Source organism: Massilia sp. CT11-108 (assembly GCF_047302915.1).
Lineage (GTDB): Bacteria > Pseudomonadota > Gammaproteobacteria > Burkholderiales > Burkholderiaceae_D > Telluria > Telluria orientalis.
Window position 1 is genome coordinate 1 of record NZ_JBKYMO010001643.1, and the last position, 250, is coordinate 250.

Annotated in this window: 1 protein-coding gene; it reads left to right on the top strand. The window is 75.2% G+C overall.

All coding sequences use genetic code 11. The features are described 5' to 3' along the window. Positions 1-250: hypothetical protein (locus tag ACEN88_RS35880; RefSeq protein ID WP_413347152.1), on the top strand; the 250-nt coding region annotated here is incomplete at both ends.

Here is a 250-nt window from a genome sequence, read left to right on the forward strand (position 1 = left end):
CGACGCCACGCTGGACACGCTCGCGCCCGCCCACGCGAAGGCGCGCGCGGCGCAAGACGGCGTGCGCACGGAGTCGACGCAGGCCCAGGCCGCCCTGCGGACCAAGACGGAGGAACTGGAAGCGAACCGGCGCGCGCTGCACGACACGACGGTCTGGCTCGCCGCGCACGGCACCCGCGAACTGCTAGGCACGCAATGGACGCGCTGGGACCAGCGCCTGGCCCAGGCCGAGCAGGCCGCGCGCCAGGAT